This window comes from Hwangdonia seohaensis, from assembly GCF_031932625.1.
In the GTDB taxonomy this organism is placed as follows: Bacteria; Bacteroidota; Bacteroidia; order Flavobacteriales; family Flavobacteriaceae; genus Hwangdonia; species Hwangdonia seohaensis.
This window is the reverse complement of the sequence record NZ_JAVSCK010000001.1, coordinates 773,834-799,095: the sequence shown is the minus strand read 5'-3', so window position 1 is coordinate 799,095 and position 25,262 is coordinate 773,834. Positions and strand designations below refer to the sequence as shown.

Annotated in this window: 21 protein-coding genes; 13 read left to right on the top strand and 8 right to left on the bottom strand. The window is 37.2% G+C overall.

All coding sequences use genetic code 11. The features are described from left to right. Positions 1 to 20: 20 nt before the first annotated feature. The 5 genes from RNZ47_RS03400 (at position 21) to RNZ47_RS03380 (ending at position 5,732) form a co-directional block, all read left to right on the top strand. Positions 21 to 1,121 carry a serine hydrolase gene (locus RNZ47_RS03400; protein ID WP_311936331.1) on the top strand — a complete coding sequence of 367 codons (1,101 nt, stop codon included), beginning with the start codon at positions 21 to 23 and terminating at the stop codon, positions 1,119 to 1,121. 181 nt (positions 1,122 to 1,302) lie between these two features. After that, positions 1,303 to 1,923 (top strand): hypothetical protein, encoded by a 621-nt coding sequence (locus RNZ47_RS03395; RefSeq protein WP_311936329.1) that lies wholly within the window; start codon positions 1,303 to 1,305, stop codon positions 1,921 to 1,923. After that, complete coding sequence (locus RNZ47_RS03390) at positions 1,892 to 3,334, top strand: flotillin family protein (RefSeq protein WP_311936326.1); 1,443 nt, start codon at positions 1,892 to 1,894, stop codon at positions 3,332 to 3,334. Before RNZ47_RS03395 ends, RNZ47_RS03390 begins: the two co-directional genes overlap by 32 nt. 57 nt (positions 3,335 to 3,391) lie before the next feature. After that, a complete protein-coding gene (bioB, locus tag RNZ47_RS03385; RefSeq protein WP_311936323.1) occupies positions 3,392 to 4,489 on the top strand; it encodes a biotin synthase BioB in 1,098 nt (365 codons plus the stop codon). Positions 4,490 to 4,862: 373 nt separating this feature from the next. Next, a complete protein-coding gene (locus RNZ47_RS03380; protein WP_311936321.1) occupies positions 4,863 to 5,732 on the top strand; it encodes a cupin-like domain-containing protein in 870 nt (289 codons plus the stop codon). Here RNZ47_RS03380 and RNZ47_RS03375 read toward each other — a convergent pair. Continuing rightward, the gene (locus RNZ47_RS03375; RefSeq protein ID WP_311936319.1) at positions 5,725 to 6,198 is read right to left on the bottom strand and encodes a regulatory protein RecX; all 474 of its coding nucleotides are present in this window, start codon (positions 6,196 to 6,198) and stop codon (positions 5,725 to 5,727) included. The genes RNZ47_RS03380 and RNZ47_RS03375 overlap by 8 nt on opposite strands. Positions 6,199 to 6,262: 64 nt before the next feature. On the opposite strand from RNZ47_RS03375, the gene RNZ47_RS03370 reads away from it, so the two are divergent. Further along, complete coding sequence (locus RNZ47_RS03370; RefSeq protein WP_311936317.1) at positions 6,263 to 8,602, top strand: RemA C-terminal-like gliding motility protein; 2,340 nt, start codon at positions 6,263 to 6,265, stop codon at positions 8,600 to 8,602. A gap of 193 nt (positions 8,603 to 8,795) precedes the next feature. Next, positions 8,796 to 10,706, top strand: a complete 1,911-nt coding sequence (locus RNZ47_RS03365; protein WP_311936316.1) for a RemA C-terminal-like gliding motility protein — start codon at positions 8,796 to 8,798, stop codon at positions 10,704 to 10,706. A 348-nt stretch (positions 10,707 to 11,054) separates the two neighbouring features. On the opposite strand, the gene RNZ47_RS03360 is transcribed toward RNZ47_RS03365, so the two are convergent. The 4 genes from RNZ47_RS03360 to gdhA all read right to left on the bottom strand — a co-directional run bounded on the left by RNZ47_RS03360 (position 11,055) and on the right by gdhA (position 17,997). Next, positions 11,055 to 13,466, bottom strand: coding sequence for a TonB-dependent receptor plug domain-containing protein (locus tag RNZ47_RS03360; protein WP_311936314.1), 2,412 nt, complete (start codon positions 13,464 to 13,466; stop codon positions 11,055 to 11,057). Positions 13,467 to 13,469: 3 nt separating this feature from the next. Further along, positions 13,470 to 14,189 carry a DNA repair protein RecO gene (recO, locus tag RNZ47_RS03355; protein WP_311936312.1) on the bottom strand — a complete coding sequence of 240 codons (720 nt, stop codon included), beginning with the start codon at positions 14,187 to 14,189 and terminating at the stop codon, positions 13,470 to 13,472. After that, positions 14,189 to 16,528, bottom strand: coding sequence for a type IX secretion system anionic LPS delivery protein PorZ (gene porZ / locus RNZ47_RS03350; RefSeq protein WP_311936311.1), 2,340 nt, complete (start codon positions 16,526 to 16,528; stop codon positions 14,189 to 14,191). The genes recO and porZ overlap by 1 nt, the downstream gene beginning before the upstream one ends. A 125-nt stretch (positions 16,529 to 16,653) precedes the next feature. Continuing rightward, positions 16,654 to 17,997, bottom strand: coding sequence for an NADP-specific glutamate dehydrogenase (gdhA, locus tag RNZ47_RS03345; RefSeq protein ID WP_311936309.1), 1,344 nt, complete (start codon positions 17,995 to 17,997; stop codon positions 16,654 to 16,656). A gap of 200 nt (positions 17,998 to 18,197) precedes the next feature. Here gdhA and RNZ47_RS03340 point away from each other — a divergent pair, with 200 nt between their 5' ends. Next, a complete protein-coding gene (locus RNZ47_RS03340; protein WP_311936308.1) occupies positions 18,198 to 19,025 on the top strand; it encodes a THC0290_0291 family protein in 828 nt (275 codons plus the stop codon). Positions 19,026 to 19,107: 82 nt separating this feature from the next. Here the strand turns inward: RNZ47_RS03340 and RNZ47_RS03335 are convergent, their stop codons facing one another. Continuing rightward, a complete protein-coding gene (locus tag RNZ47_RS03335) occupies positions 19,108 to 20,298 on the bottom strand; it encodes a cystathionine gamma-synthase (RefSeq protein WP_311937482.1) in 1,191 nt (396 codons plus the stop codon). Between the two features lie 145 nt (positions 20,299 to 20,443). Between RNZ47_RS03335 and RNZ47_RS03330 the strand changes: the two genes are divergently transcribed. Then, positions 20,444 to 21,163 carry a PdaC/RsiV family protein gene (locus RNZ47_RS03330; protein ID WP_311936306.1) on the top strand — a complete coding sequence of 240 codons (720 nt, stop codon included), beginning with the start codon at positions 20,444 to 20,446 and terminating at the stop codon, positions 21,161 to 21,163. On the opposite strand, the gene RNZ47_RS03325 is transcribed toward RNZ47_RS03330, so the two are convergent. Next, entirely contained in the window at positions 21,143 to 21,607 is a 465-nt protein-coding gene (locus tag RNZ47_RS03325) for a DinB family protein (protein ID WP_311936304.1), read from the bottom strand. The two genes, RNZ47_RS03330 and RNZ47_RS03325, sit on opposite strands and share 21 nt — an antisense overlap. A 109-nt stretch (positions 21,608 to 21,716) precedes the next feature. On the opposite strand from RNZ47_RS03325, the gene RNZ47_RS03320 reads away from it, so the two are divergent. From RNZ47_RS03320 to RNZ47_RS03305, 4 genes are all read left to right on the top strand, one after another. Further along, entirely contained in the window at positions 21,717 to 22,067 is a 351-nt protein-coding gene (locus RNZ47_RS03320; protein WP_311936302.1) for an arsenate reductase family protein, read from the top strand. A gap of 174 nt (positions 22,068 to 22,241) precedes the next feature. Next, on the top strand, positions 22,242 to 22,574 hold the full coding sequence (locus tag RNZ47_RS03315) for a YtxH domain-containing protein (protein WP_311936300.1): 333 nt from the start codon (positions 22,242 to 22,244) through the stop codon (positions 22,572 to 22,574). A gap of 3 nt (positions 22,575 to 22,577) precedes the next feature. Then, positions 22,578 to 22,925: a hypothetical protein gene (locus RNZ47_RS03310; protein ID WP_311936297.1), complete on the top strand. Its 348-nt coding sequence runs from the start codon at positions 22,578 to 22,580 to the stop codon at positions 22,923 to 22,925. Between the two features lie 2 nt (positions 22,926 to 22,927). Beyond that, on the top strand, positions 22,928 to 23,128 hold the full coding sequence (locus tag RNZ47_RS03305; protein WP_311936294.1) for a hypothetical protein: 201 nt from the start codon (positions 22,928 to 22,930) through the stop codon (positions 23,126 to 23,128). A gap of 177 nt (positions 23,129 to 23,305) precedes the next feature. Here RNZ47_RS03305 and RNZ47_RS03300 read toward each other — a convergent pair whose 3' ends face one another. Next, positions 23,306 to 25,252: a RagB/SusD family nutrient uptake outer membrane protein gene (locus RNZ47_RS03300; protein WP_311936291.1), complete on the bottom strand. Its 1,947-nt coding sequence runs from the start codon at positions 25,250 to 25,252 to the stop codon at positions 23,306 to 23,308. Positions 25,253 to 25,262: the final 10 nt, after the last annotated feature.

The following is a 25,262-nucleotide window of genomic DNA, read 5'->3' as shown; positions in this document are numbered from 1 at the left end:
TATTGAAACAAATGGCTACCATGAGATATTTTGTTTTAATCGCTATAACCTTCTTTTCAAGTTGTAAAAGCGAAAGCACAGACCCTATTGAAACCGTTTTGGCTTCCAGCAACCCAAAAATTAAAACCATTGCGGATGCTATCGGGAACCACGAGGTTCAAATTTTATTTACTGAAGTTAAAAGGGAAAAGGATTCCGTTTACTTTAAAGATTACAGTTTTCAGGTTGACGACAATACCTATTTTTATCCTGCGAGTACCGTAAAATTACCCATTGCTATATTGGCTCTGGAAAAAATTAAGGACCATACGCTTATCGATAGAAACACCCTTTTTAATGTTGAAGGTGACAGTACAAAAACAACAGTATCCAATGCCATAAAAAAAATATTTGCTGTAAGCGATAACGCTGCATATAACAGATTGTTTGAGTATTTAGGTAAAGATTTCATTAACAGAAAACTGAAAGAGAAAGGCATAAACGCCAGAATTTCCCATAGATTATCGGTTGATAATTCTGCCGATTTAAAAACCAAACCGCTTATCTTTTACAATCAAAATGAGGTTATTTTTAAAACCGATTCCGTTATCAATCAACCCATAAATCCTTTAAAATTAAACAAAATCACCAAAGGCAAAGGCTATATGGCTAATGATAGTTTGGTTAATAATCCTATGGATTTTTCGTTAAAAAACTATTTGCCCGTAACCGCTTTACACCAAATTATGAAACGGCTCATGTTTCCTGAATTATATCCACATCGCCAACAATTTCATTTAACACCAATCGACAGGTCGTTTTTAATTAACACCATGAAAATCTTGCCTCATGAAGCGGGTTACACTACCGACGATTATTACGAAAGCTATGTCAAGTTTTTGGTGTTTGGCGATTCCAAAAAACCATTGCCCAAACACATAAAAATATACAATAAAGTAGGTAATGCTTATGGTTACCTAACCGATTGCGCGTATATTGTAAATGAAAAAACCAAAAAAGAATACATAATAACCGCCACCATTCACGTAAATAAAAATCAGATTTTTAACGATAATAATTACGAATACGATACGGTAGGTTTTCCTTTTTTAGCTGAGTTGGGTAGACAGTTAATTGAGTAATTCCCGTAAAATTTTACATGGTTTTGTAACAAAATACAAATCCCAACTACTTATAAGTAGAAAATAAGCTACACTATATTTTATTTCTGACAGAAATGTTACGCTTATTTTTCTTTAAAGATAAAGTTGAAAAACTTTATAAAGGTTGTATATTTATTCCGTAATAATTATCGTTTTCACAATGGCAGAATGGTTTTCAAATCTAGATTTACTTTTAAAAATATATTGGCTCATTGCCATTATAGGCTCACTTGTTTTTACCATTGTAATCATTTTAGCATTTACGGGTGGCGACACTGATGAATTTGAGGATTTAGATGCCGATACCGGTATTGGGTTTCAATTTATAACCTTTAAAAATTTAGTGGGATTTTTTACCATTTTTGGTTGGAGCGGCATAGCTTGTATTGAAGCTGGATTATCAAAACCCCTAACCGTTATCATTTCTTTATTATCCGGAATGGTGATGATGGTCATTATGGCCGCTATGTTTTACTTTATGCGAAAGCTAACCGATAGCGGTACTTTAAACTACAAAAACGCTATTGATGCCATTGGCGAAGTATATTTAACCATTGGTGCCAACCGCTCTAAAATGGGAAAAGTTAGCATACAGGTTCAAGGGTCGTTGCGCGAACTGGATGCGCTTACCGATTCTTTTACACCGCTAAAATCTGGCACCATTATAAAAGTTGTTGATGTTACCAACAACGGTATTTTAATAGTCGATCAAACAATAAAACCAATAGAACCCACAAAACCACACACTTATGAGATTACTGATAATTCAGGAGGGCTTTAATTTCGGACTCCCCATGGCGCTAATTTTTGGCGTATTATTTATATTCCTTTTTCTAATTGTATTAATAAGACGCTACAAACGCTGTCCGTCCGACCGGATTTTGGTCGTTTACGGTAAAGTTGGCGGCGGGCAATCGGCTAAATGTATTCATGGTGGTGCTGCCTTTATTTTACCTGTTATTCAAGACTACGAGTTTTTAGAATTAACCCCAATTTCCATTGAAGTTAATTTAGTAAACGCTTTATCAAAACAAAACATTCGTGTTAATGTGCCATCGCGTTTTACCATTGGTGTTTCAACCGAACCGGGAATCATGCAAAATGCTGCCGAAAGACTTTTAGGATTAGGGCAAAACGAAATTCAGGATTTGGCACAGGAAATCATTTTTGGTCAGCTGCGATTGGTTGTCGCATCCATGGATATTGAAGAAATCAATAACGACCGCGATAAATTTTTGGCCAACATTTCACAAAGTGTCGAGACCGAATTGAAGAAAGTAGGACTAAAATTAATCAACGTAAACATTACCGATATTGTTGATGAGTCTGGATATATCGAAGCTTTAGGAAAAGAAGCCGCGGCACATGCCATAAATGCCGCCCGTAAATCGGTGGCCGAAAAAACCAGGGATGGTTCCATTGGTGAAGCCAATGCGGTGCAAGACGAAAGAACCCAGGTTGCCGCTGCAAATGCCCAAGCCGTTGAAGGTGAAAACACCGCAAAAATCGCGGTTGCAAATTCCGATTCGTTACGTCGTCAACGCGAAGCAGAAGCCGAACGTGTAGCGATAGCCTCAGAAAAAGTACAAAGCGCAAAAGCCTTGCAAGAATCTTATGCTGCGGAACAGGAAGCAGAAACCGCCAGGGCCGAAAGAGAGCGCTCATCACAAATGGCCGATGTAATTGTACCTGCTGAAATAGATAAAAAGAAAGTAGAAATAGATGCGGAAGCCGAGGCCGAAAAAATTAGAAGACGCGCCAAGGGTGAAGCCGATGCGATACTCTTTAAAGCCCAAGCCGAAGCCCAAGGGTTGTACGAAGTACTAACCAAACAAGCGGCCGGTTTAGATCAAATCGTGAAAGCGGCTGGCAACAACTCAAAAGATGCGGTGTTGTTATTGATTGCCGATAAGTTACCGGAATTGGTTAAAACACAAGCCGAAGCGATTAAAAACATTAAAATCGATAAAGTGACCGTTTGGGAAAACGGTGGCGGGAAAGATGGTAAGTCGTCAACCGCAAACTTCCTTTCCGGTATGTACCAATCGGTGCCGCCTTTGCAGGAAATGTTTAATATGGCTGGCATGCAGTTGCCCGATTATTTAAAAGGAAAAGATCTTAAAGAGGAGGTCGTCAAGACAAAAAACGCCCCTTTTAAAGAGGATGTTGATAAATCTGAACATAAAGAATAAAATTAAAATTCCGCTTTTCCAGCGGAATTTTCTACTTTTACACCTATATTTAAGACTATGAGCGCAACCAAACACAACTGGACCAAAGAAGAAATTTTAGAAATATACAACAAACCATTTATGGAGCTGCTTTACGAAGCCGCTACCATACACCGAAAAAACCACGACCCAAACGTGGTGCAGGTTTCTACCCTTTTGTCCATTAAAACCGGAGGCTGTTCTGAAGATTGCGGGTATTGTCCGCAAGCGGCGCGTTACCACACCAATGTTGAGGGCAACGATTTAATGACGGTTAAACAGGTAAAAGCGCAGGCCTTACGCGCAAAATCGACAGGAAGCTCGCGCGTTTGTATGGGTGCCGCATGGCGAAATGTAAAGGACGGCGAAGAGTTCGACCAGGTTTTGGAAATGGTGCGTACCATTAACAAATTGGACATGGAAGTATGCTGTACGCTTGGGATGATTACCGAAAACCAAGCGCAGCGTTTAGCCGAAGCAGGCTTGTATGCTTACAACCATAATTTGGATTCTTCGGAAGAATATTATAAAGAAGTGATTTCTACACGTGGTTACCAAGACCGTTTGGACACTATTGATAACGTGCGCAAAACCAACGTTACGGTTTGCTCTGGCGGTATTATTGGAATGGGCGAAAATATTGAAGACAGAGCGGGCATGCTTGTGGCACTTTCCACGTTAAACCCGCAACCCGAATCGACTCCCATTAATGCGCTGGTGGCAGTTGAAGGTACTCCGCTAGAAGACCAAGAACCGGTTTCTATTTGGGAGATGATTAGAATGGTGGCCACCACCAGAATTGTTATGCCGGAAACCCAAGTGCGCTTAAGTGCGGGACGCACGCAAATGACGCGCGAAGGACAGGCCATGTGCTTTTTTGCGGGCGCCAATTCTATTTTTGCAGGCGATAAATTGTTAACCACACCAAACCCGGATGTAAACGAGGATATGGAAATGTTTAAGGAGTTGGGATTAAATCCGCAAAAGCCTTTTACCAAAAAGGTACAGCCACAAACGGTTGAAGCTGCCGAATCGAAACTTGAAGCCTTGGGCGAAAAACCAAGATGGACACGCCCCGAACACACCATTGCCCGTAACGAAGTTGCCAAGGCTAAGGCCAAAGCGATGAAACAATAACCAGAGCTTGATAAAAACGGACTTATGGCAAGCCCGCGTTAGGGATTGAAGCGGCATCCTTTTTAAAACTTGAATACAACAAAGATTGAGGGAACTAAAATTTGGCAGATTGCCACGGCCTTCGTCATCGCAATGACGATTTAAAAAGATATAGCGGAAAGCCCAACCGAAGCGATCCTGCAAGGTTTTGCCTATACTGAGCTTGCCGAAGTGAAAACCTTGTAGGTATAAGCGTAGGGAACGCCCAAAACACGATTTAAATTCCTGTTTTCACGGGAACGGCCATTCCAAAAAATACCTTGCGCCAAACTGCAAGGCCTTATTTTATATTTAACAACGTTTTATTAACTTTGATTTACTAAAAGGTTAAGCATTGGCACTAAACTTACAAGACATTCCGCGGGTAAAAACGATTTCGAAACAGGACTTTTTAACGCAGTATTTTAAACCGCAAAAGCCTGTGGTTATCGAGCGTTTTATTGAGGATTGGCCGGCTTACACCAAATGGAATTTGGAGTATATAAAAAGTGTTGCCGGTGATATTACGGTGCCGCTTTACGACGACCGACCCGTTGATTACAAAGAGGGTTTTAACGAGCCGCATGCCAAAATGAAAATGGCCGATTATGTGGATTTATTAAAGCGCGAGCCTACCAAATACCGCATTTTTTTGTGGAATATTTTAAAGGAAGTACCCCAATTGCAAAACGATTTTAGCTTTCCGGATTTTGGGTTGCGACTTATGAAAGGCTTGCCCATGCTGTTTTTTGGCGGCAGGGATTCGTACACCTTTATGCATTACGATATTGATTTGGCAAACATTTTCCATTTTCATTTTGAGGGCAAAAAACAGATTATTCTTTTCGACCAAAAACAGAACGATTATTTGTATAAAATTCCGCATTCGTTGATTACCAGAGAGGATATTGATTTTAACAATCCGGATTTTGAAAAATGGCCCATGCTTAAAAAGGCCCAGGGTTTTAAAACCGAATTAAACCATGGCGAAGTGCTGTACATGCCCGAAGGTTATTGGCACTACATGCGTTATATTACGCCCGGGTTTTCCATGAGTTTGCGTGCTATTGCCCGTAACCCCAAAAACTTTGGTAAGGCCGTTTACAACCTTTTGGTTATGCGGAATTACGACAATGCCATGCGCCGCTTAAAAGGGCAACAATGGATTGATTGGAAAAACGAGCAGGCTATTGTTAGAACCCATCAAAAAAACGGTATTACTTAATAAGCTCGTTGGCCTTTTCGTACACCAAAGCCGATTCCCAACCGCGATATAACAGATAATCGATTAATTTTTTTCGTTTCTTAAAAACGTTGGTTTCTTTAATTGTATTGACTTTTTTTTCGGCTAAACTATTGAAAACCTCGATGTACTCCTCATTTTCAATGGCGTTAAGTGCTTGATTTATATTAACTTTGCTTATGTCTTTTTTCTTTAATTCGAAAGTTAAACGGCGGCGTCCCCAACGCTTAATCCTAAACTTACCACTTACAAATGTTTTGGCAAAACGTGCTTCGTTAAGATAGTTGTGTTTTAATAGGTGTACTATTATTACATCAATAGCTTCGGGTATCATATGCATACTTTCTAGCTTTTGCCTCACTTCTTGATGACAGCGCTCTTGATACGCACAATAATGCTCCAGTTTACTGGTGGCTTCTTGTAGGGTATATGTTTTTTTGGAATACATGTTTCAAAAATAACAATTGGTACATTAATAAAAACCAAATCTTGGATATTAAAACTTAACGGTTATGAAAAAAATTACTTTATTAATATTGCTTTTAACATTTAGCTTTGGGTATGGGCAAGAAATAGCTTCTTATAGCTCTGTTGCGAATGTTGGTTGCAGTGGAATAATTTCAGCTGATTCAAATCTCAATTTAGCAAGTACTTCTGGTATTTGTAGAGGTCCTGGTATTAATGTTAATGCCGGAACAACTTACAATTCTAGAGATTGGACAACAGCTGCCACTTTAGATACGGATGATTATTTAGAATGGACACTTACCCCAAATGCTGGCTATGAAATTGATTTAGCAACAATGGATATTACATATGACAGAAGTGGGCAAGGACCAACTATGGTGGATATTCAAATTGATATAGGCTCTGGATTTTCATCAATTTTTACTGATGCCTCTGTATCTGCTGTATCAGAAGACAACAATGGCATTGATTTAACCGCTTATACTAATATCACCGGAACTATTACATTTAGATTATATGCTTTCAGCGCAACCTCAGCTAGTGGTACTTTTGACATTGAGGAAAACACTGCCACCGATAAAGGAATAGTTATTAATGGTACAGTTAACGCACTTGCTACTTGTTCATCCCCAACCGTAACATGGACAGCGGGAGCATGGTCTCCATTAAGTGGGCCAACGATAAACACTCCAGTTATTATATCCGATAATTACGACACTGGTAATGGTGGCAGTGAAGTAAGTTTTAGAGCTTGTAGCTTAACTATAGACAGTGGTGCTAGACTAACTGTTGAAAATGGCGATTTTGTTGAAGTGGAAAATGATGTTACTGTGGATGGTCAACTATATGTTGATCCGCAAGGTAGTTTTGTCCAAAATAATGATACTGCTGCGTTTAATGATAATTCTACAAATGGTGTAAGAGTTCGTAAGTCTAAAACCATGCAAAATTGGTACAGTTATACATATTGGAGTTCTCCGGTTTCTGGAACAACTATTGAAAGTACTTTTGGTATTACGCCAACCGATAGGAGATTTAGATTTGAAGCTGCTAATTTTGTTGATTTACTAACTGAAATAGGAAATTCAAATACTTTTGTTTTTGGTCCTGATGATATTGACGATGATGGCAATGACTGGGTTTCTTTTTCCTCAGGAACGATGATACCTGGTGTTGGATACGCTACAACAGGCGCTGAATTTGTTGGTCCTGGTGGTTATCCAAACCCTGAAAGTTATGATTTTTTTGGCCCTTTAAATAACGGAACAATAACTGTTTCTCTTGTAGACAATAGTGGCGGTGCTTATAATGATTGGAATCTTATAGGAAATCCTTATGCTTGCGCAATAGACGTTGATCAATTTTTCACAGTAAATAGTGGATTAGTGGATGTCGTATATTTCTGGGATCAAGCAACCCCTCCAAATAGTAATGCTGGAGGCAGTCAAAACAATAATTTTTCTGTTGATGATTATGCCATTATTAATGCAGGTACAGGGGAAATAGGTGCTCGCGGAGATACTGGAACAAGACCAACAAGACATATACCTTCTGGTCAAGGTTTTTTCGTAGAAGCATTAGCTGCCGGAAATGTAATTTTTAATAATTCTATGAGAATTACTGGGAACAACACCCAATTTTTTAAAGGCAGCAAAGGCAAAAACTCCAACCCAGTTTTAGACCCTAATAAATTATGGATAAATCTATCTTCCGACAATGGTATTTCAAATCAAATATTAATTGGCTATGTTAATGGCGCATCAAAAAATGATGATGGCACTTATTACGATACACCTAGAAATCTTTCATCCAATGTTGCAGCAATTCTTTATTCGGTTGTGGAAAATTGTGATAAAAAATTCGCCATCCAAGGCAAAGCCCCGAGCGATTTAAATGAAAACGAAATCATCGATTTAGGCTTTAAAACCGCCATTGATGTGGCAACGCTTTATACCTTTTCAATTGCGCAATTTCAGGGCGCCTTTTTAAATAACAATCCCGTTTTTTTAATTGATAATCTTTTAAATAAAACCCACGATTTAAAGGTTTGCGATTATAGCTTTACTTCAGAAGTTGGCGAGTTTAACAACCGTTTTCAAATTGCGTTTAGCGATAAGGCGTTATCTACCAACGCTATGGGTTTAAACGACAATGCCCTTAAAATTATTGAATTGGCCAACGACCACGTAAACTTTAAATTGTCGGATAATCTAAAAATTAAGTCCGTTACTATTTTCGATCTTTTGGGCAGACAACTTTACAACTTAAAAGGCGCTAACAGTTCTGAAACCTATCAGCTTTCAAAGCTTAAAAACACGGTTTATATTGCCAAGGTGGAATTATCAAACGGTGCTGTTATTACCAAAAAAGCGATTAAGCAGTAAAGCAACATCGCGTCTATACTTTGTTGATATGATTTGGCTTACCTAAATTTTTAAAAAAATTACTTGTGAGCCAATCCCTTTTTTTTTAGTTTTGTTGGCTGAGTAACTTGTCGTTATTCATCAAGTTATGATTTTGCCCCAAAAAACCTCTCCAATTTCATAATATCTCTCATTTTTTTTAAAAATTAATATTATGAATGGAATTTCCTATTTCAAAAGGCTAGGCCTTTTATTTGTTCTTTTTATCAGTGCTTTTGGTTATGGCCAATGTGGTACAGAAACCGCAACCTGGAACGGCACAACCTGGATTTGGACCGGTGGCATTACCGCAGGTACCGTACCCACAACCGGAACCGCGCTATTAACAATTATAAACGGAAATTATACCACAAATGCTACAAACGGTAGTTTTTCTACTTGTAATTTAACCGTTTTAGGCACACTCAATGTTGCCAATGGCTATTATATTGAAATTGAAGATGGGGTAACCGTAGATAACGGCAACATAAATGTAGCCGAACAAGGTGCATTTATGCAAAATGGGGTGAACCTATTGGCGGGTACTTTTATTACCTTAAATTCAGGAAGCGCTTCTTTAACTAAAACAACCCGGAATTATGTGGACAGCGGATTGCATTATACCTATTGGTCGTCTCCCGTAACCAATAATGATATCACAACGGTATTTCCTAACCCTGACGATGGTAGACGTTTTTTGTACGACGGCTCTAATTTTTTGGATGAACACACCGTAGGAACGTCTAATAATATACCCGATGATATTGATGACGATGGGAATGATTGGCAAGTTGCAACTGGCGCCATGACACCGGGTTTGGGGTACGCCGTAACCGCTGTTGCCCCGCCTTTGTTGCCATTTCCATTTCCTTATAACGACTCCGCAACTTTTACCGGGGTTTTTAACACCGGTGATATTGAGGTGACCATTTATAGAAATGATACCGAATTGATGGATAGCAACTGGAATCTGATAGGAAACCCTTATCCGTCGGCCATTAATTTAGACGCTTTTCTTGACTTAAACACCTATGATTTAGCAACCAACCCAACCGGAACAATTGGCGGTGTTGTTTATTTTTGGACGCATATAAGAACTGCATCTGGGGCAAACCCGGGAAATCAAGTGAACAATTTTAGTCAAGATGATTATGCATCAGTCAATAAATCCGGTGGAACACAAGCGGTTAATGGTGGAGAAGTTCCAAATAAATTTATTCCTTCGGGCCAAGGTTTTTTTGTAACATTTGCCAATGATGCGCCCACTACAGGTGGTGTGTTTCCGGTTTTAAGCAATACGGTTAAGTTTAACAACGACATGCGCGTTACCGGAAATAATGATCAGTTTTTTAAGCCTTCAAATTCTAAAAACAACCCAAGCATCACCAATAGATTATGGATTAATTTAACTTCGGATAACGGTGTGTTTAATCAAGTTTTAGTGGCCTATGTCGATTCTGCCACCAGTGCTTATGATGGTGAAGCTTTTGACGCGCCCAAAAATTTATCCTCTGGTGCTCCAGCGGTTTTATACACGCTAATAGACAGTTCAAATAAAAAATTCGTTATACAAGGTAAGGCACCTAGCGATTTAAATGAAAACGAAATCATCGATTTAGGTTTTGAAACCTCCATTGATGCAGCAACACTTTACACCTTATCTGTGGCACAATTAGAAGGCGATTACTTAACCAATAATACCGTGTATTTAAAGGATAACTTACTTGCTACAACCCATAATTTAACAGCTTCGGATTACACCTTTACATCTGAAACCGGTGAGTTTAACAACCGTTTTCAAATTGCGTTTAGCGATAAGGCCTTGTCTACCAACGACATCATTGAAAATGAAAATAGCCTGACTATTACCGAATTGGAAAACGACCGCGTTAACTTTAAAGTGTCAAACCATGTAAACATTAAAACAGTAAGCATTTTCGATCTTTTAGGCAGACCACTTTACAACTTAAAAGGCGCTAACAACTCTGAAACCTATCAGCTTGCAAACCTTAAAAACACGGTTTATATTGCCAAAGTGGAATTATCAAACGGCGCGATAATTACTAAAAAAGTTATTAAAAGATAATTTTATTACCCGTTGTGCATTTTGGCAAAATTCTGTCAATTCGAGTGAATTTTACGATTGAAATGAGTAAAATTTGTATCGAGAATAAGAATTTTTAAACCATAAATGGGTTCTCGATACAATTTTTCGTTCCTCAAAATCACTCGAACTGACATTTGAAATTATTTTCATTCAAAATGCACAACGGGTTTTTATTGTCATTTCGAATCATACTTCTTTGTTTGAAGCTGTAACCATAGTGTTTTGGGTTTTTAGCTTTAATTAGAAAGATTGCCACGTCGTGCCTCCTCGCAATGACGTTTTTGATTCAATAAGAAAGATACCACTTTCTTCGTCATCGCAATGACGTTACAAACTATATTTTAAGGCCAAAATAAAGTTTCTTCCTGCTGCGGCAATACCCGACGAATAGGTTTTATAGCGTTTATCCGTAATATTCTCTAAACTGGCGGTAAGTGTTGTTGACTTTGTTAATTGGTATTGCGTTCTCACATTTAACGTGCTCCACGAGGGTGCGTACGGATTGCCGTTTTCATCTATAGCATAAATGTAATCTTTCCCAATTTCAGAAGGTGCCAATTGATTAAACGCCAATTCGTTGTTGTAATTGGCAAATACATCAATTTTTAAATCTTTATAATTCCAAATTAAGTGCGTGTTTCCAAAACTAGGGGCCACATGACGAATGGGCACTTCAATATTTTCTTTTTCTTCGGTGCCACCGGTAACGCTGTATTGCGAGGTTAGTTTTAGGCTTTTGGTAATATTCATATTCAAACCCACTTCAAAGCCATAAATCCACGCTTTCGATGCATTTTGTATGGCTTGCACATTACTTAGTTCGCCATCGTACATAATCTGTGTTTCGCCATTTAAGTTGTAGTGGCGGCGTACCAAAGCATTATCTAAATAGGTGTAATAAGTGCTCATATCCAAAATAAAATCATCGCTAAAGCTCAGTTTTAAACCCAGTTCGCCACCATAGGCATATTCGGGTTTTAGGTTTTCGTTGGGCACGACCACCGACCCGGGTTCGGAATCGAATACTTTACCAATATCATCAATATTTGGTGCTCTAAAAGCTGATGAGGCATTGAGTTTCCATTGCAAAATCTTGTTGGGCGACCAACTGATTCCCGCGGTTCCGGTAAAGGCGCCTGCCTTATTTTCAGAGGATTCAAAAGGTAAATTCAAATAGGCGTTATTCGCTTTAAAATCGGCTTTTGACACAATATGGTTGAAACGTAACCCCGATTGGAAAACAAACTTCGGATTGGGTTTGTATTTAATACTCGAATAGATGGCTGCCGATTGCCAACTCGCCCCGTTTGGGTATCTCGACACGGTTGGAAAGCTTGTGCCATTGCTAATGTTTTCTTCTTCACCGTGAGACATCACCTTGTTGTAAACATATTCCAGTCCGTAGAAAAATTGCGTTTTTGAACCTAGATTTTTTTCAAAATCCAAATTAATTGAAAAGGCATCGACAGTCTCTTCCCTTATATTTCTAATATCCGATTGAAAGTCTCTATCTCTTCTGCTTTCCTGAAAATTTTGGTACGCCAAGGTCGCCTTAATTTTATTGTACAAATTAGAACGACTGCTTAGTTTGGTGGCTTGAAAATTAGACATAAACCATTGCTGCGGCCCATAATTCCATTCGGCCGAACGCAAAGCATCATTCTTGTATCGGATCAATCGGTCGTATCTTGGTATGTCGGAAGTTGTGGTGTAATGCAAGCCCAGATCGAAACTTAAATTTTCGTACGGCTGATAATGTGCTTTTTGCATCACATTTAATTGATTGTATCCCGAATACCTTTGTTTTAAAGGGTTGTTGTTCTCAATAATAACATCGCCATTAGTTGTTGCCAATGCAAATTCTGGCCTTAAATAATTATTGGGGCCATAGCTTCCCATTCTTAAATCGTTAAAATCCGTATAGCTCACATTGGTTAAAAACGCCCATTTTTTGTAGCCTAAATTAAAGTCGAAATGACCTGTTTTTTCTTCGTTTGCCGTAGCATATCGCACAATAGCATTGGCTTTAAACAAAAGGGTATCGGTATTTGACAGTTTGGGTTTTAGGGTATAAAAACTCATTACGCCGCCAATGGCATCGCTACCATAAATAACCGAACCCGAGCCTAAAGTAACTTCGGTATTCTGAATGGCAAACGGATCGATAGCTATAACATTATGCAGGTTTCCGCCCCTAAAAATAGCGTTATTCATTCTTACACCATCCACCGAAATTAACAACCTATTTGTTGAAAACCCACGAATCATTGGGCTTCCGCCTCCTAATTGGCTTTTTTGAATATACACTTGCCCGGTGTTTCCCAATACATCGGCACTGGTTTGCGGATTTGTAAATTGGATGTTTTTTGAATTTAGACTTATAATTTTCTGTGGAATGTCTTTTTTGTTTTGTTCAAACTTTGATGCTGAAATTACAATCTCTTCCAAACCTTGCATATTGGCATCTAAATACACAATATTCAATGGGTTGATTTGTGATTTTGTGAGCTGTTTTAAAATATGGGACAGATGCTGAAAATAAATGGTTTCGGTATCTGAAAAGACTTCTAAATTAGCCTCTCCGTTAAGGTTGGTAATAACACTTTTAGTTTTATCGTTATTGTAAATGGCAACACCATAAATTGGTTCTTCGGTAAGTTTATTAAGCACCTGTACTTGTTGCGCAACCACACTTTGAGACACAAAAAACATTAAAAAAACAATGTAACGAAATGGCATACTTTAACTAAAAACTTGATTAAAAATCTGGAGTGATTTTGGGGTTTTAAAACTGCCCAAATGTAATTCAAAATAAAGCAAAATCATACTTAAAAACGATTGTCTTTGTTTTGCGTTAATTTTCACTGTAGATAAGCCATCAAATGTTGTGCCCAATAAGGTTTTTAGCAGTGTTAAATTTTCTCCCGAAACCGTGTATTTTCCATATTGTTTGGTTTCAAATTTTCCATCCAATAAATTAAAATAATTATACGAACTATGGATTTCTTCGGGGTAAAAGCCTAAATACTTGGTGAGGTTTAGTAAAAAAAGCAGGTGAAAATTTGAGTATTCAGTCTGCGCATCCAACCACAATAGGGTGGTTTCGATATAACTAAATAAGTTGCTGTTTTGTTCTTCTTCTTTTAAAGTATTTGCCAATACTTCAGCCAGAAACATAGCAATGGAACTTTTATAAATATTGGCGTGTAAACTAGTGTACAAATGATGGAGCTTAACCTCTTTTATACCTTGTAAAGAACGGTTTTCTTTATAATCGATTTGCATTTGCAGTTGCGACAATAGCTGAAAATATGCGATTTTTGAACTCCCTTTTTTGCTTTTAAACACACCTCGTAGCAAAAAACTAACCACACCTAATTGCTCGGTATAGCATTTTACGATTAAATCGTTATCGCGGTACTTTAATTTAGATAAAACAATAGCATTTGTGGAAAGTAGCATTATCTAACAACCATTAATTTTAACACTTTGGTTTCAAATGTATCCAAGTCTGATAGCATAACTAAATATACGCCTGAAGCTACGACGTTGTTGGCAAGGTTTTTTCCGTTCCAATACGCTGTTCCGCCGTCAATTTCGAGGTTGTAACCGCTGTATCGCAGGTTGTTTCTTGATTGTGCTTCGGCTACCAAATTCCCTTCGATGTCTGTAATTTTTATATTTACGTTTTCTGAAATATCCTTGATTTTTACTTTTTCATCAACAATATTAAAGGTTGGCCTTACCGGATTTGGATACGCGTAGGCGCTTTCTAAATCGTTTAACGGACTTGAGCCTCCCGATTGAAAAGACACCAAGCCTTTATTGGTTGCGATGTAAACAATGCCATTTGAAGGGTCTAATGAAATATCGTTTATGGTATTTGATGGCAATGGCGAATTGGATTTTGTAAAATGAAAAATGGTTTTTTGACCGTCTGCAGAAAAATAAAACAATCCGGAATCGGTAGTTCCAATCCATTTATTGTTGGAGCCATCAACTTCAATGTCAGTAATGTTTTGCTCAAACAACAACTCTTTGGCGATACCACCCTCTTCAATTATTATTTCCTCAGCTCGGATATTTTCTTCGGTAAAGAAATTTGAGGTGTTGTACAACACCCTTAATCCTCTAAAAGTACCAATCCAAAGTTGGTTTCTTTTATCTAATGCCAGCGTTGTAACATAATGCGTAGGCATATTTTCTTCTTCTTTGCTAATGCTTTTCATTAATGGCGTACTTCCGTTTTCATTAAATCCAATTACACCGTACTGATAACTCGCTATCCATTTGGTGTTATCGTTGCCAATAGCAATATCGCCAAAACCTAAATTAACATCATTTATTACCTCTGAAAGGCTATAAGATTGCCATTGATTATTATTGGGATTAAATGATTTTAAAGCTTTATCAACCCTACTGGTAACCGTCCATAATAACCCATTATTATCAAACTTTGTGGGGCCTACCCTAATGTCTATATAATTGGGGTTGCCAGAAATAATTAACGATTCTAAACCGCTATTGGTTTGGTTGTACAATATTGTTGGTACTTCATCAGTAACTTCCAATAAGCCGCTAAAAAATGAACTTATAAAAACTTGGTTATTATTGTTTGGGTTTATGGTAATGGTATTTAAACATTTGGCATCTAAAACATCTAGATAAGGCGTGTTTATCCAACTATCATCTTTAAAATGACTGATGCCTCTGTTGTTTAATGGGTAAGGATTGTAAAAAACATTATACTCTCCAAAGGTAACCCACAATTCATTTTCACCAGATTGAATTGCAAAAGGGATGTTTAACAATGGGCCTTGGGGATGGATTTCTTCATATTCGGTTGGGTTTGCAACTGGTGTCTTTAAAACACCGAAATCCTTGGTGCCTATATAAATCGAATCCAAATGAAAAGTAGCCGATGTAAATGCGGTACTAAACGTACTATTTACATTAGCCTGAGCAATAGAATTAAAACTACTATCGTACATGTAAACACTGTTTTGTGTAGTAACCAATAGCCTGTCGTTAACTGTTTTTACTTCAACTGGCAAGTCTGGAAACTGAAATACCTCGGTTAAAACATCGTTTACCACACGATACATTCTTCTGTTGGTTCTAAGCGTATATAGGCTATTCTCTACAGATTGAACGGTTAGAAAATCACCATTAGTAACCGTTTGCCAATTTTGATAATCAATTAAATTTGGGCTGGATACCTGTGCTTTTTTCAATCCGTTGCCATCTAAACACGCCGCGTAAATGTAATCATCTAAAATAGCGGTTTGAGTAACTCGGGTTTGACTGCCCAAGGTCCCTATAAAATAGGTGTCGCCAAATTCTAAACGTTCAATATCAAATACCGAAATACCATAATTGGTAGAAACATAAACCACATTGTTGTAAGCGTTGAAATGATTGATCTTTTTGCTGGTTGGCGGAATAGTTGGTTTATCAATAATATCGACAACGGAGAGAATATCGTCATCGTCATCAAAAGCTATTTCTATTAAACCATTATCGTAACCAATAAGCAACAACTCATAAACATCGCTATAATATATGGTTGAAATGGTTTCGCCGGATAATCCGTTAACGGTAGTAAGCGTGCTTAATTCGTTAGTTTGTAAATCCAAACTAAAAATGGCGTTTTCTGAAGCTGCATAAATTTTGTTATTGCCTTTTACAACATCCTTAATGGTATTGTATGAAAAATGCCCTTGCCAGAGTGCCGAGAAATCTTGGGCAAAAAGCAAACATGGCAATACAAACAGTATAAATACAGCAAGTCTTTTAATCATAAAAAATTATAATAAGAGCTAAAGATATTTATAAGAAACGAATTTTACTTTAAAATAATATAATTAAAATTAAAAAAGCCTCCTAAAATTCAGGAAGCTTTTATAGTTTTTAAGATGGTGCTTTATTAAACCACCCCTTGTGCCAACATAGCATCGGCCACTTTTACAAATCCAGCAATATTGGCGCCTTTAACGTAATCGATATAACCGTCTTCTTCTTTACCGTATTTAATACAGGAATCGTGAATATTACACATAATTTCTTTTAACTTATTATCCACCTCTTCTCTTGTCCAATTAAATCGCAAGGAGTTTTGTGTCATTTCCAAACCAGAGGTTGCTACACCACCCGCGTTTGAAGCCTTTCCTGGAGCAAATAATATTTTGGCTTTATGAAACGCGGTTATAGCCTCTTTAGTAGATGGCATATTTGCACCTTCGCTAACACAGATACAACCATTGCTTAAAAGCGTGTTGGCATCATCCTCGTTAAGTTCGTTTTGGGTTGCGCAGGGCAATGCGATATCGCAACTTACGTCCCATGGGGTTCTTCCTTTTACAAATTCTGCATTGGGGTATTTTTCAACATATTCATGAATTCTACCACGCTTTACATTTTTTAATTCCATAACAAAGGCCAACTTTTCGGAATCAATACCAACTGCATCATAAATATAACCTGAAGAATCGGACATTGTTAACACTTTGGCACCCAATTGTAAAGATTTTTCAACGGCAAACTGAGCCACATTTCCAGACCCGGAAACCACAACCTGTTTACCTTTAAAATCATCACCTTTGGTATTTAGCATTTTTTCGGCAAAATACACTGTACCATAGCCTGTTGCTTCTGGTCGTATTAAAGAGCCTCCCCAAGACATCCCTTTACCTGTTAAAACACCTGTAAATTCGTTTCTTAGTTTTTTGTACATCCCAAATAAAAAGCCTATTTCCCTGCCACCAACACCAATATCTCCGGCTGGAACATCTGTATTTGGGCCAATATGTCTGAATAATTCACTCATAAAAGCATGGCAAAAACGCATTATTTCATTATCCGATTTACCTTTAGGGTCAAAATCCGATCCACCTTTTCCACCACCCATGGGTAATGTCGTTAAAGAGTTTTTAAATACTTGCTCGAAAGCTAAAAACTTCAAAATACTGGCATTTACAGTTGGGTGAAAGCGTAAACCCCCTTTATATGGGCCAATGGCAGAATTCATTTGTACGCGATAGCCTCGGTTAACTTTAATTACCCCTTGGTCGTCAACCCAAGACACCCTAAACGAAATTAATCGTTCTGGCTCTACCATTCTGGTAAGTATGTTTTTGTCACGGTATATATCGTGTTCCAGAATATAGGGGATTACTGTTTCGGCTACTTCTTCAACCGCTTGTAAAAATTCTGGTTCGTGGCCATTTCGCTCTTTAACCATGCTTAAAAATGCTTCAATATTGTTTTTCATATACATGAATTATATTACTTAATTGTGGAAAATGTAATTTTAGGGCACAAATATACGTTATCTCTAAAAATTATATCATCTTTTTTTATAATTCGTAATAACCTACTTATGTCGCATTCCACAAAACGCACAAATATTTGTTTGTTAATTGCATTTTTATATATTTGTCCATATAATGCCTCAAAAAACAAAACCTTATTATGCTTAACTTGAAACATTTAGCTTCAGCGTTTTGCTTGTTTGTTATTTCTCAAACTGCATATTCTCAATTAGGCTTTTCCCACGAAATAGGCGTTATTGCTGGTCCGGTAGAATTTAGATCGGATTTTGGCAGTCGTGATGACGTAAAAACAAACTTTGGTAATTCCGGATTTGGTATTGGTATTGTTCATTATATAAACTTTTCATACAGAGCAGATTGTAACTGCTATACAACCGATACGTATTGGAATGATCATTTTAAATTAAGAAATGAGATTTCGTGGAATAAAACCACTTTAAACCATCACGGAAAATGGGTAGACCCTAGCCGTACAACACCTAATGCCGATAAACTTAGAGCACATTCTGGTATTGCACAAAATTTGGATATTGGAACGCAACTTGAGTTTTTCCCACGAAGTATTCGAGATTTCCAAGCGTTTGCCTACAGATTTGCGCCTTTTGCCAGTTTAGGTGTTCATTACACATCTTTTAGCCCTAAAGCGAGTACAACCTATGGCAATACGACCGACCCTAACTATCGAGGGGTTTTTGATCAGGCAAACATCTATTCTAATTGGTTTGACAATTTTGACCCTGCTGTAGACCCATACCCTGTTAACGTAAACGGAGGTAGCACATGGTCTATAGTTAGTAGTGCCGGTGTGCGCTATAAACTTGATAAATTATCAGATTTAATGTTGGATTTTAGATTTCAATATTACTTTAGTGATTGGGTTGATGGTTTAAACCACAAGTTAGAATACAATAAACATAACGACTGGCTTTTATGGTTTAATATTGGTTATGTTTATTATTTAGATTAAAAAAGATATTTATTGATATATAAAAACCCCATAATTGAAAGCTCAGTTATGGGGTTTGTTTTTTAATCGGGTTCTATAATATTTATCCGAGCGCTTGTTTTAAATCGGCAATTAAATCATCAATATCTTCAATCCCCACACTTAATCGTATTAAAGAATCAACAACACCGGTTTTCTCTCTTTCTTCTTTTGGAATGCTGGCATGCGTCATACTAGCAGGATGCCCCGAAAGCGACTCCACACCACCTAAAGATTCGGCTAAAGTAAAAACCTTTAAATTTTCAACTATTTTTATAGCTTCATCAAAATTATTCCCTTTTGAAGTAAACGAAATCATGCCTCCAAAATCTTTCATTTGCGATTTAGCTATGTGATGATTTGGATGGTTCTCAAACCCTGGCCAGTACACCTTTTCAACCTTAGGGTGGTTTGCCAAATATTCTGCTACAGCTTTCCCGTTTTCGCAATGGCGCTGCATTCTTACATGTAATGTTTTTATACCTCTTAACACTAAAAAACTATCTTGAGGCCCGCAAATGGCACCACTTGCGTTTTGGATAAAATATAATCTATCTGCCAACTCTTTGTCCTTAACAACCAAAGCGCCCATTACCACATCGCTATGCCCGCCAAGGTATTTGGTTGCCGAATGCATTACAATATCTGCACCCAAATCAAGCGGCTGTTGTAAATAAGGTGTGGCAAAAGTGTTGTCTACCGCTAAAAGAATGTTATGTTTTTTGGCTATTGTCGATACTGCTTTTATGTCTATAATAGTCATCATCGGATTGGTTGGTGTTTCAACCCAAATAAGCTTTGTATTGTTATTGATATAAGACTCTATATTTGCCGCATTTTCCATGCCTATAAAATGGAATGTAATGCCAAAATCCTGAAATATTTTAGTAAACAATCTAAACGAACCACCGTACAAATCGTTGGTAGAAACCACTTCGTCTCCAGGTTTTAAAAGTTTAATAACGGCATCAATGGCTGCCAAACCAGACCCAAATGCAAGACCATAATTTCCGTTTTCAATACTTGCAAAAGCATTTTCCAAAGCATTTCTGGTTGGGTTGTGCGATCTTGAATATTCGTAACCTTTATGCCCGCCAGGTGTAGTTTGGGCATAGGTTGTTGTTTGGTATATTGGCGGCATTACAGCGCCATAAGCGGGGTCGTGTTCTTGACCGCCGTGAATTACTTTTGTGTTAAATTTCATGTTTGTTGTATTTGTTACAAATGTAAGTTTTAATTCGTTGAAGTAAAAAATATTATTAATTCTCTGTCTGAATTTTTACTTAGATTCCCGCTTTCGCAAGAATGACAATTTCAATTGATACCTCGATAATCTATCGAGGAATTCTTTTGCAATTCAAATGCAATAATTACCTTTAACACGAGTTTATACTATGCTTATGCTAAAGAATAAATACCTTTTAATTGCCTGTGTTTTTTATATGCTTTTCAGCTGTAAAACAGATGTGCCAATTAATTTTACGGAAACTAACTTTACCTCGGAAAACAACCAGTTTGTTGAAATTAACATCCCGTTAGCCCAAACCGAAAGTGATGTTGCTAAATCTATAAATACAGCTATAAAAAACCAAGTGATTAAAGCATTACAAATTGGAGAACTAAACAATTCCACTGCAAAATCTGTTGAAGAAAGCATTGAAAACTTTAACCAAGAGTTCACCAATTTTATAAGCGATTTTCCGGAAAGCGCCCAAGAATGGGAAGCCCAAATTGATGGCGAAGTTATTTTTAAGGCACAAGATATTATAAGTGTTTCGTTAACAGCTTATACCAATACCGGCGGCGCTCATGGCAGTTTAAACATTTCACTTTTAAATTTTGATGCGGCAACAGGAAAATTGATTGATAACAACGCATTATTTTCAGACATTGAAGGCTTTAAAACCATTGCCAAAAAGCATTTTGAGACCTCAATAAAAGACAAAGACCTGTTGTTAGACCGTGAAACATTTCAGCTCCCCGAAAATATTGGGTACAGCGACGACGGTATTATTCTACTTTACAACACCTACGAAATTGCACCATACGCAACTGGCATTATAGAATTTAACATTCCTTTTGATGACGCCAAACCTTACCTAGTTTTTAACCGCTTTTAAAAGTGCCAAAATATAGCCGTAATGAATGCCCTCATGGGTGAGTATAAATTGCAGCGCTTCATCAATATTGTTTAATGTGTTTCCCGTTGTAGAAACGGTATACGCATTATAGGTTTTAAAAATACCATTTTTATAATCGGTTTTGGTATTTTCCAGTGCAGTGAACAACAAACCTTTTATCTGGTTTACCTCGTCTTGGGTTACCTCGCTTTCGGGTTTGGTATCTTTCCTGTATTTATCAATCATTTCATCTGAAAGTATCGATGGTAAACCCGATAACTTATACGCCAATAACTGCTCAGAAACCACAATATGGGCTATATTCCAGATAATATTGTTGTTAAAGCCTTTGGGTATTTTATTCAAATCCTTTAAAGAATTATCGTCGATTATTTTAGCTAAAATGGCTCGTGTATTATTTAGAACCTGAAATGTAAATTCCATATGATTTATTTTTTCGATAAATATAGTATTTATGCTATAATTGCCTTTATTTGTTATTGAAATTCTTTAGATTTCCTTTTCTCTACAAAACGAAAAAAATCAATTCATTATGAAAAAAGTATACTATTTAAAAACCTGCAGCACTTGTATTAGAATTTTAAAAGAGTTGAATTTACCCTCAGATTTTGTTTTACAGGATATTAAAACCGAAGACATAACGGTTAAGCAATTAGAGCAAATGAAAGCCCTTTCGGGAAGTTACGAAGCCCTTTTTAGCAAACGCGCTAAACTTTACAAGGAAATGGATTTAAAAAACCAACAGCTTGAAGAGCGCGATTACAAACACTATATTTTAGAGCATTACACCTTTTTAAGCAGGCCGGTAATTATTATTGATGATGCTATTTTTATTGGCAATTCCAAAAAAGTAGTTGAAGCTGCAAAAGCTAAGTTGCTTTAAAAAAACTCTACAAAACGAAAATCGAGCTCCACGTAAAAATCCTTGTGCAAAAAAACGGGTGATTTGGCTTTTTAAACAAGTCAACATTTAAACCTTTTGCGTTAACACAATTGCTTATAATTGCTTATATTTAGTGTAATAACAAGTTAAAGTTTAATTAAAACACAAAATATTATGAGTAATAACGGAAATACAGTATTAGGTATATTAGCAGGAACAGCCATAGGCGCCGTATTAGGCATTCTGTTTGCGCCCGATAAAGGCAGCAATACCAGACAAAGAATAAGCGACGAAGCACAATTGGCCAAACAAAAATTAGCCGATAAAGCGACCGAGCTTAAAGAGCAAGTGGTTTCATCTGCTTCGGCAAAAAAAGCCACAATAGATGAGCAAGTAGATTCTATAATCACAAATGCAAGTTATAAGGCAGACGATGTTATTTCATCTTTAGAGCGCAAATTAAAAGATTTAAAAGAGAAAAATAAGCGGTTACAAAAAACATCATAATACATGAGTTTAAGTGAATCTATAGGCAAAACAAATGCAAAGGCATCTGAAATTGGCGAGAAGTATTTAAAGACTTCTTACGATTACTACAAGCTTAAAATCTTTCAGCAATTATCCATATCCATCAGTATGGTTTTTAAAGCCATTATTATAGGCGGATTATTGCTTATGGGATTGTGCTTTTTAGGCATTGCCTTGGCATTTTCCATTGGAAAAGCTATGGATAGCTATATGCTGGGTTTTGTTATTGTTGGTGCTGTATTTATCTTGCTATCAGTAATCGCACTGCTTACAAGAAAGCACATAAATAATATTACCGTAAAAGCCTTATCAGAAAAATTTTTCGATTAAAAATGAAAACATATCAAAATATAGAAAGTGTAGAACGCGATTTAAAAATTTTAAACTTAGAGCGCCAAATAGCTTTTGAAGAGATTAAAGCTTTGAGAGAAGAATACAAACAAGATTTGAAGCCATTAAATTGGATTCAAAGTGGCCTTAAAATTTTTGGTAAACTTGGAGGCATGATTTTATTGAAAAAGATAATTAAATAACCGCCTTTAAGTTAAAAGAAACTGCTTTTATAGTACAAAATAAAAACCATCTAACGTTAGATGGTTTTTTTGGTTGATGCCTAGGCTTAAAGCATTAATGGCTCTCTGAATAACAAAAAACCCCGCCATTTATTGAAAAATGACGGGGTTTAAAAACTAAATTCAAAAAAAAACTAATTATTGTGCTGCTGTTCCGGCTTCAATTAACCAACCTGGGTTTTGATAGATAACCGAATTGTTGGCATCTCCGCCTTCACTTGTAATTAAAAAGTGATTAAAGGCAATCGGACTTAAGTAATGCGCAGGATTCCAATTATAACCATTATAGAAATTGTTATTGGCTTGAACTATTTGATAAGGTCTGATATACATGCTATTTGATTCTGGCGATACGTTAGGGCTTGCGTCTGGCTCAGCTCTTAATTGCGAACTGCCATCTGGATTCTCGTACCACGCTTTCATAGGGCCCCAAACTTTGAAACCTTCTATAACATAGTTAGACACTTGGTCCAGAGCTCTCCATCGCTTTAAATCGTCTAAACGCATGCCTTCAGCAATAAATTCTGATCTACGCTCTCTTCTAATATTATAGAGTGTTGGATCTACCATACTCCCTTGCGAATATTTAGCCCAATCGTTTTCTTGAGACAAATCGGTTGCTGCAACGGTAACACTATAATCGGCCGGAAGTCCCGCTCTTGTTCTTAATTGCCCCCAGTAACTTGCTGAGTTGCCATCTAAACTTCCGTTTTTCACATAATCTGCTTCAATATAATTTAGATAAGCTTCAGAGGCTCTAAACACTATAGCCCCAGTAGCGGTAGGATTTGCACCATCTAACATGTTGGCATCAGGATATATCCCTTTTCTAACAGAATAGCCTGTTACTGCTCTAATCTCAGAAATTTCAAACAAGCCTGGTATTTCCTCAAAGGTTTCACCATTTATGTAAGTAATAACATCACCAGGTTCTTTGGTGAACAGGCGTAATCTATCATCTCTATCGTCCAGTACATCAGCGATGTAATCATCACCATTGTAACCCGATCCACCGGCATAAATAGGTAAGCCATTCTTCATTAAATAGCTATCTACATAACCTTTGGTATATCCTGTATTTGCACCATTTTTCAAGTAATGCATGGTGTGGTGAGACACTAATGCTTCATCATAATCTCTCCACAACAACACCTCGGAATAACTAGACATATCTAGGTCTCCAAACATGGCGTAGTATGGATTGTTAAACACGTCGTTTCCTTCGGTGTTACCGTCACTTGGTGTTAAATTAACACTGCTAGTAACAACTTCTGCAGCATTCATAGCTTCTGTTAAAAAGAAATCTATCTCACTATCAATATTAATGCTAAAACCAGACAAATAGTCTTTATTTGCCCCAGGCCAACCTGAGCCACCTGGTACATGGGCAGTTCCTTTGTGATAGTTTAACCAAGTACCTTCATACAATGCGACACGCGATTTAAAAAGCTGTGCCACCATAGGGTTTATCCTGTTTTTGTTAGGATCTATATTGGTTAACATATCAATAGCTTTATCTAAATCTGATAAAATAAATCGGGCTACCTCATTTCTTGGACGCCTTTGTGATGCTATAATCAACTCTTCCTTAACATCTGGTAATAGGTTTTTAACAATTGGAAAATCGCCTACGCTTTTTAGCTTGTTAAAGTACTCATAAGCTCTTAGGAAGTATATTTCGCCAATGTAATGCTTGATATAAGTTTCGTTTCCGCTTATTTCGCCTGCTTCATATCTCGGCAGAACCACATCTAAAAAGTAGTTTAAGGTACGGATTCGATCAAAATTCCAAGCACCTCCATTTGTACCCACTCTATACTGCCCAGGCACCCACAAATTGCTAGCGTCAGTACTGGCCTGATTGTCTGTACCGTTATCGGCTATAAAGGTACCTGCATTCCACCCTGCATGCGAAGGAAATGAGTAATTTGAAATTGCGTATGCTGCTAAATCTGCCTCGGATTTTAAATAAAATTCTGGCGTTACATCAGAAAGAGGTGCTCTCTCTAAGAAGTCTTCACTACAGGCGGTAAAACCGACTAAAATTAGACCTAAAATAAAAATATGTTTATATGATTTTTTCATTTTTTAAAAT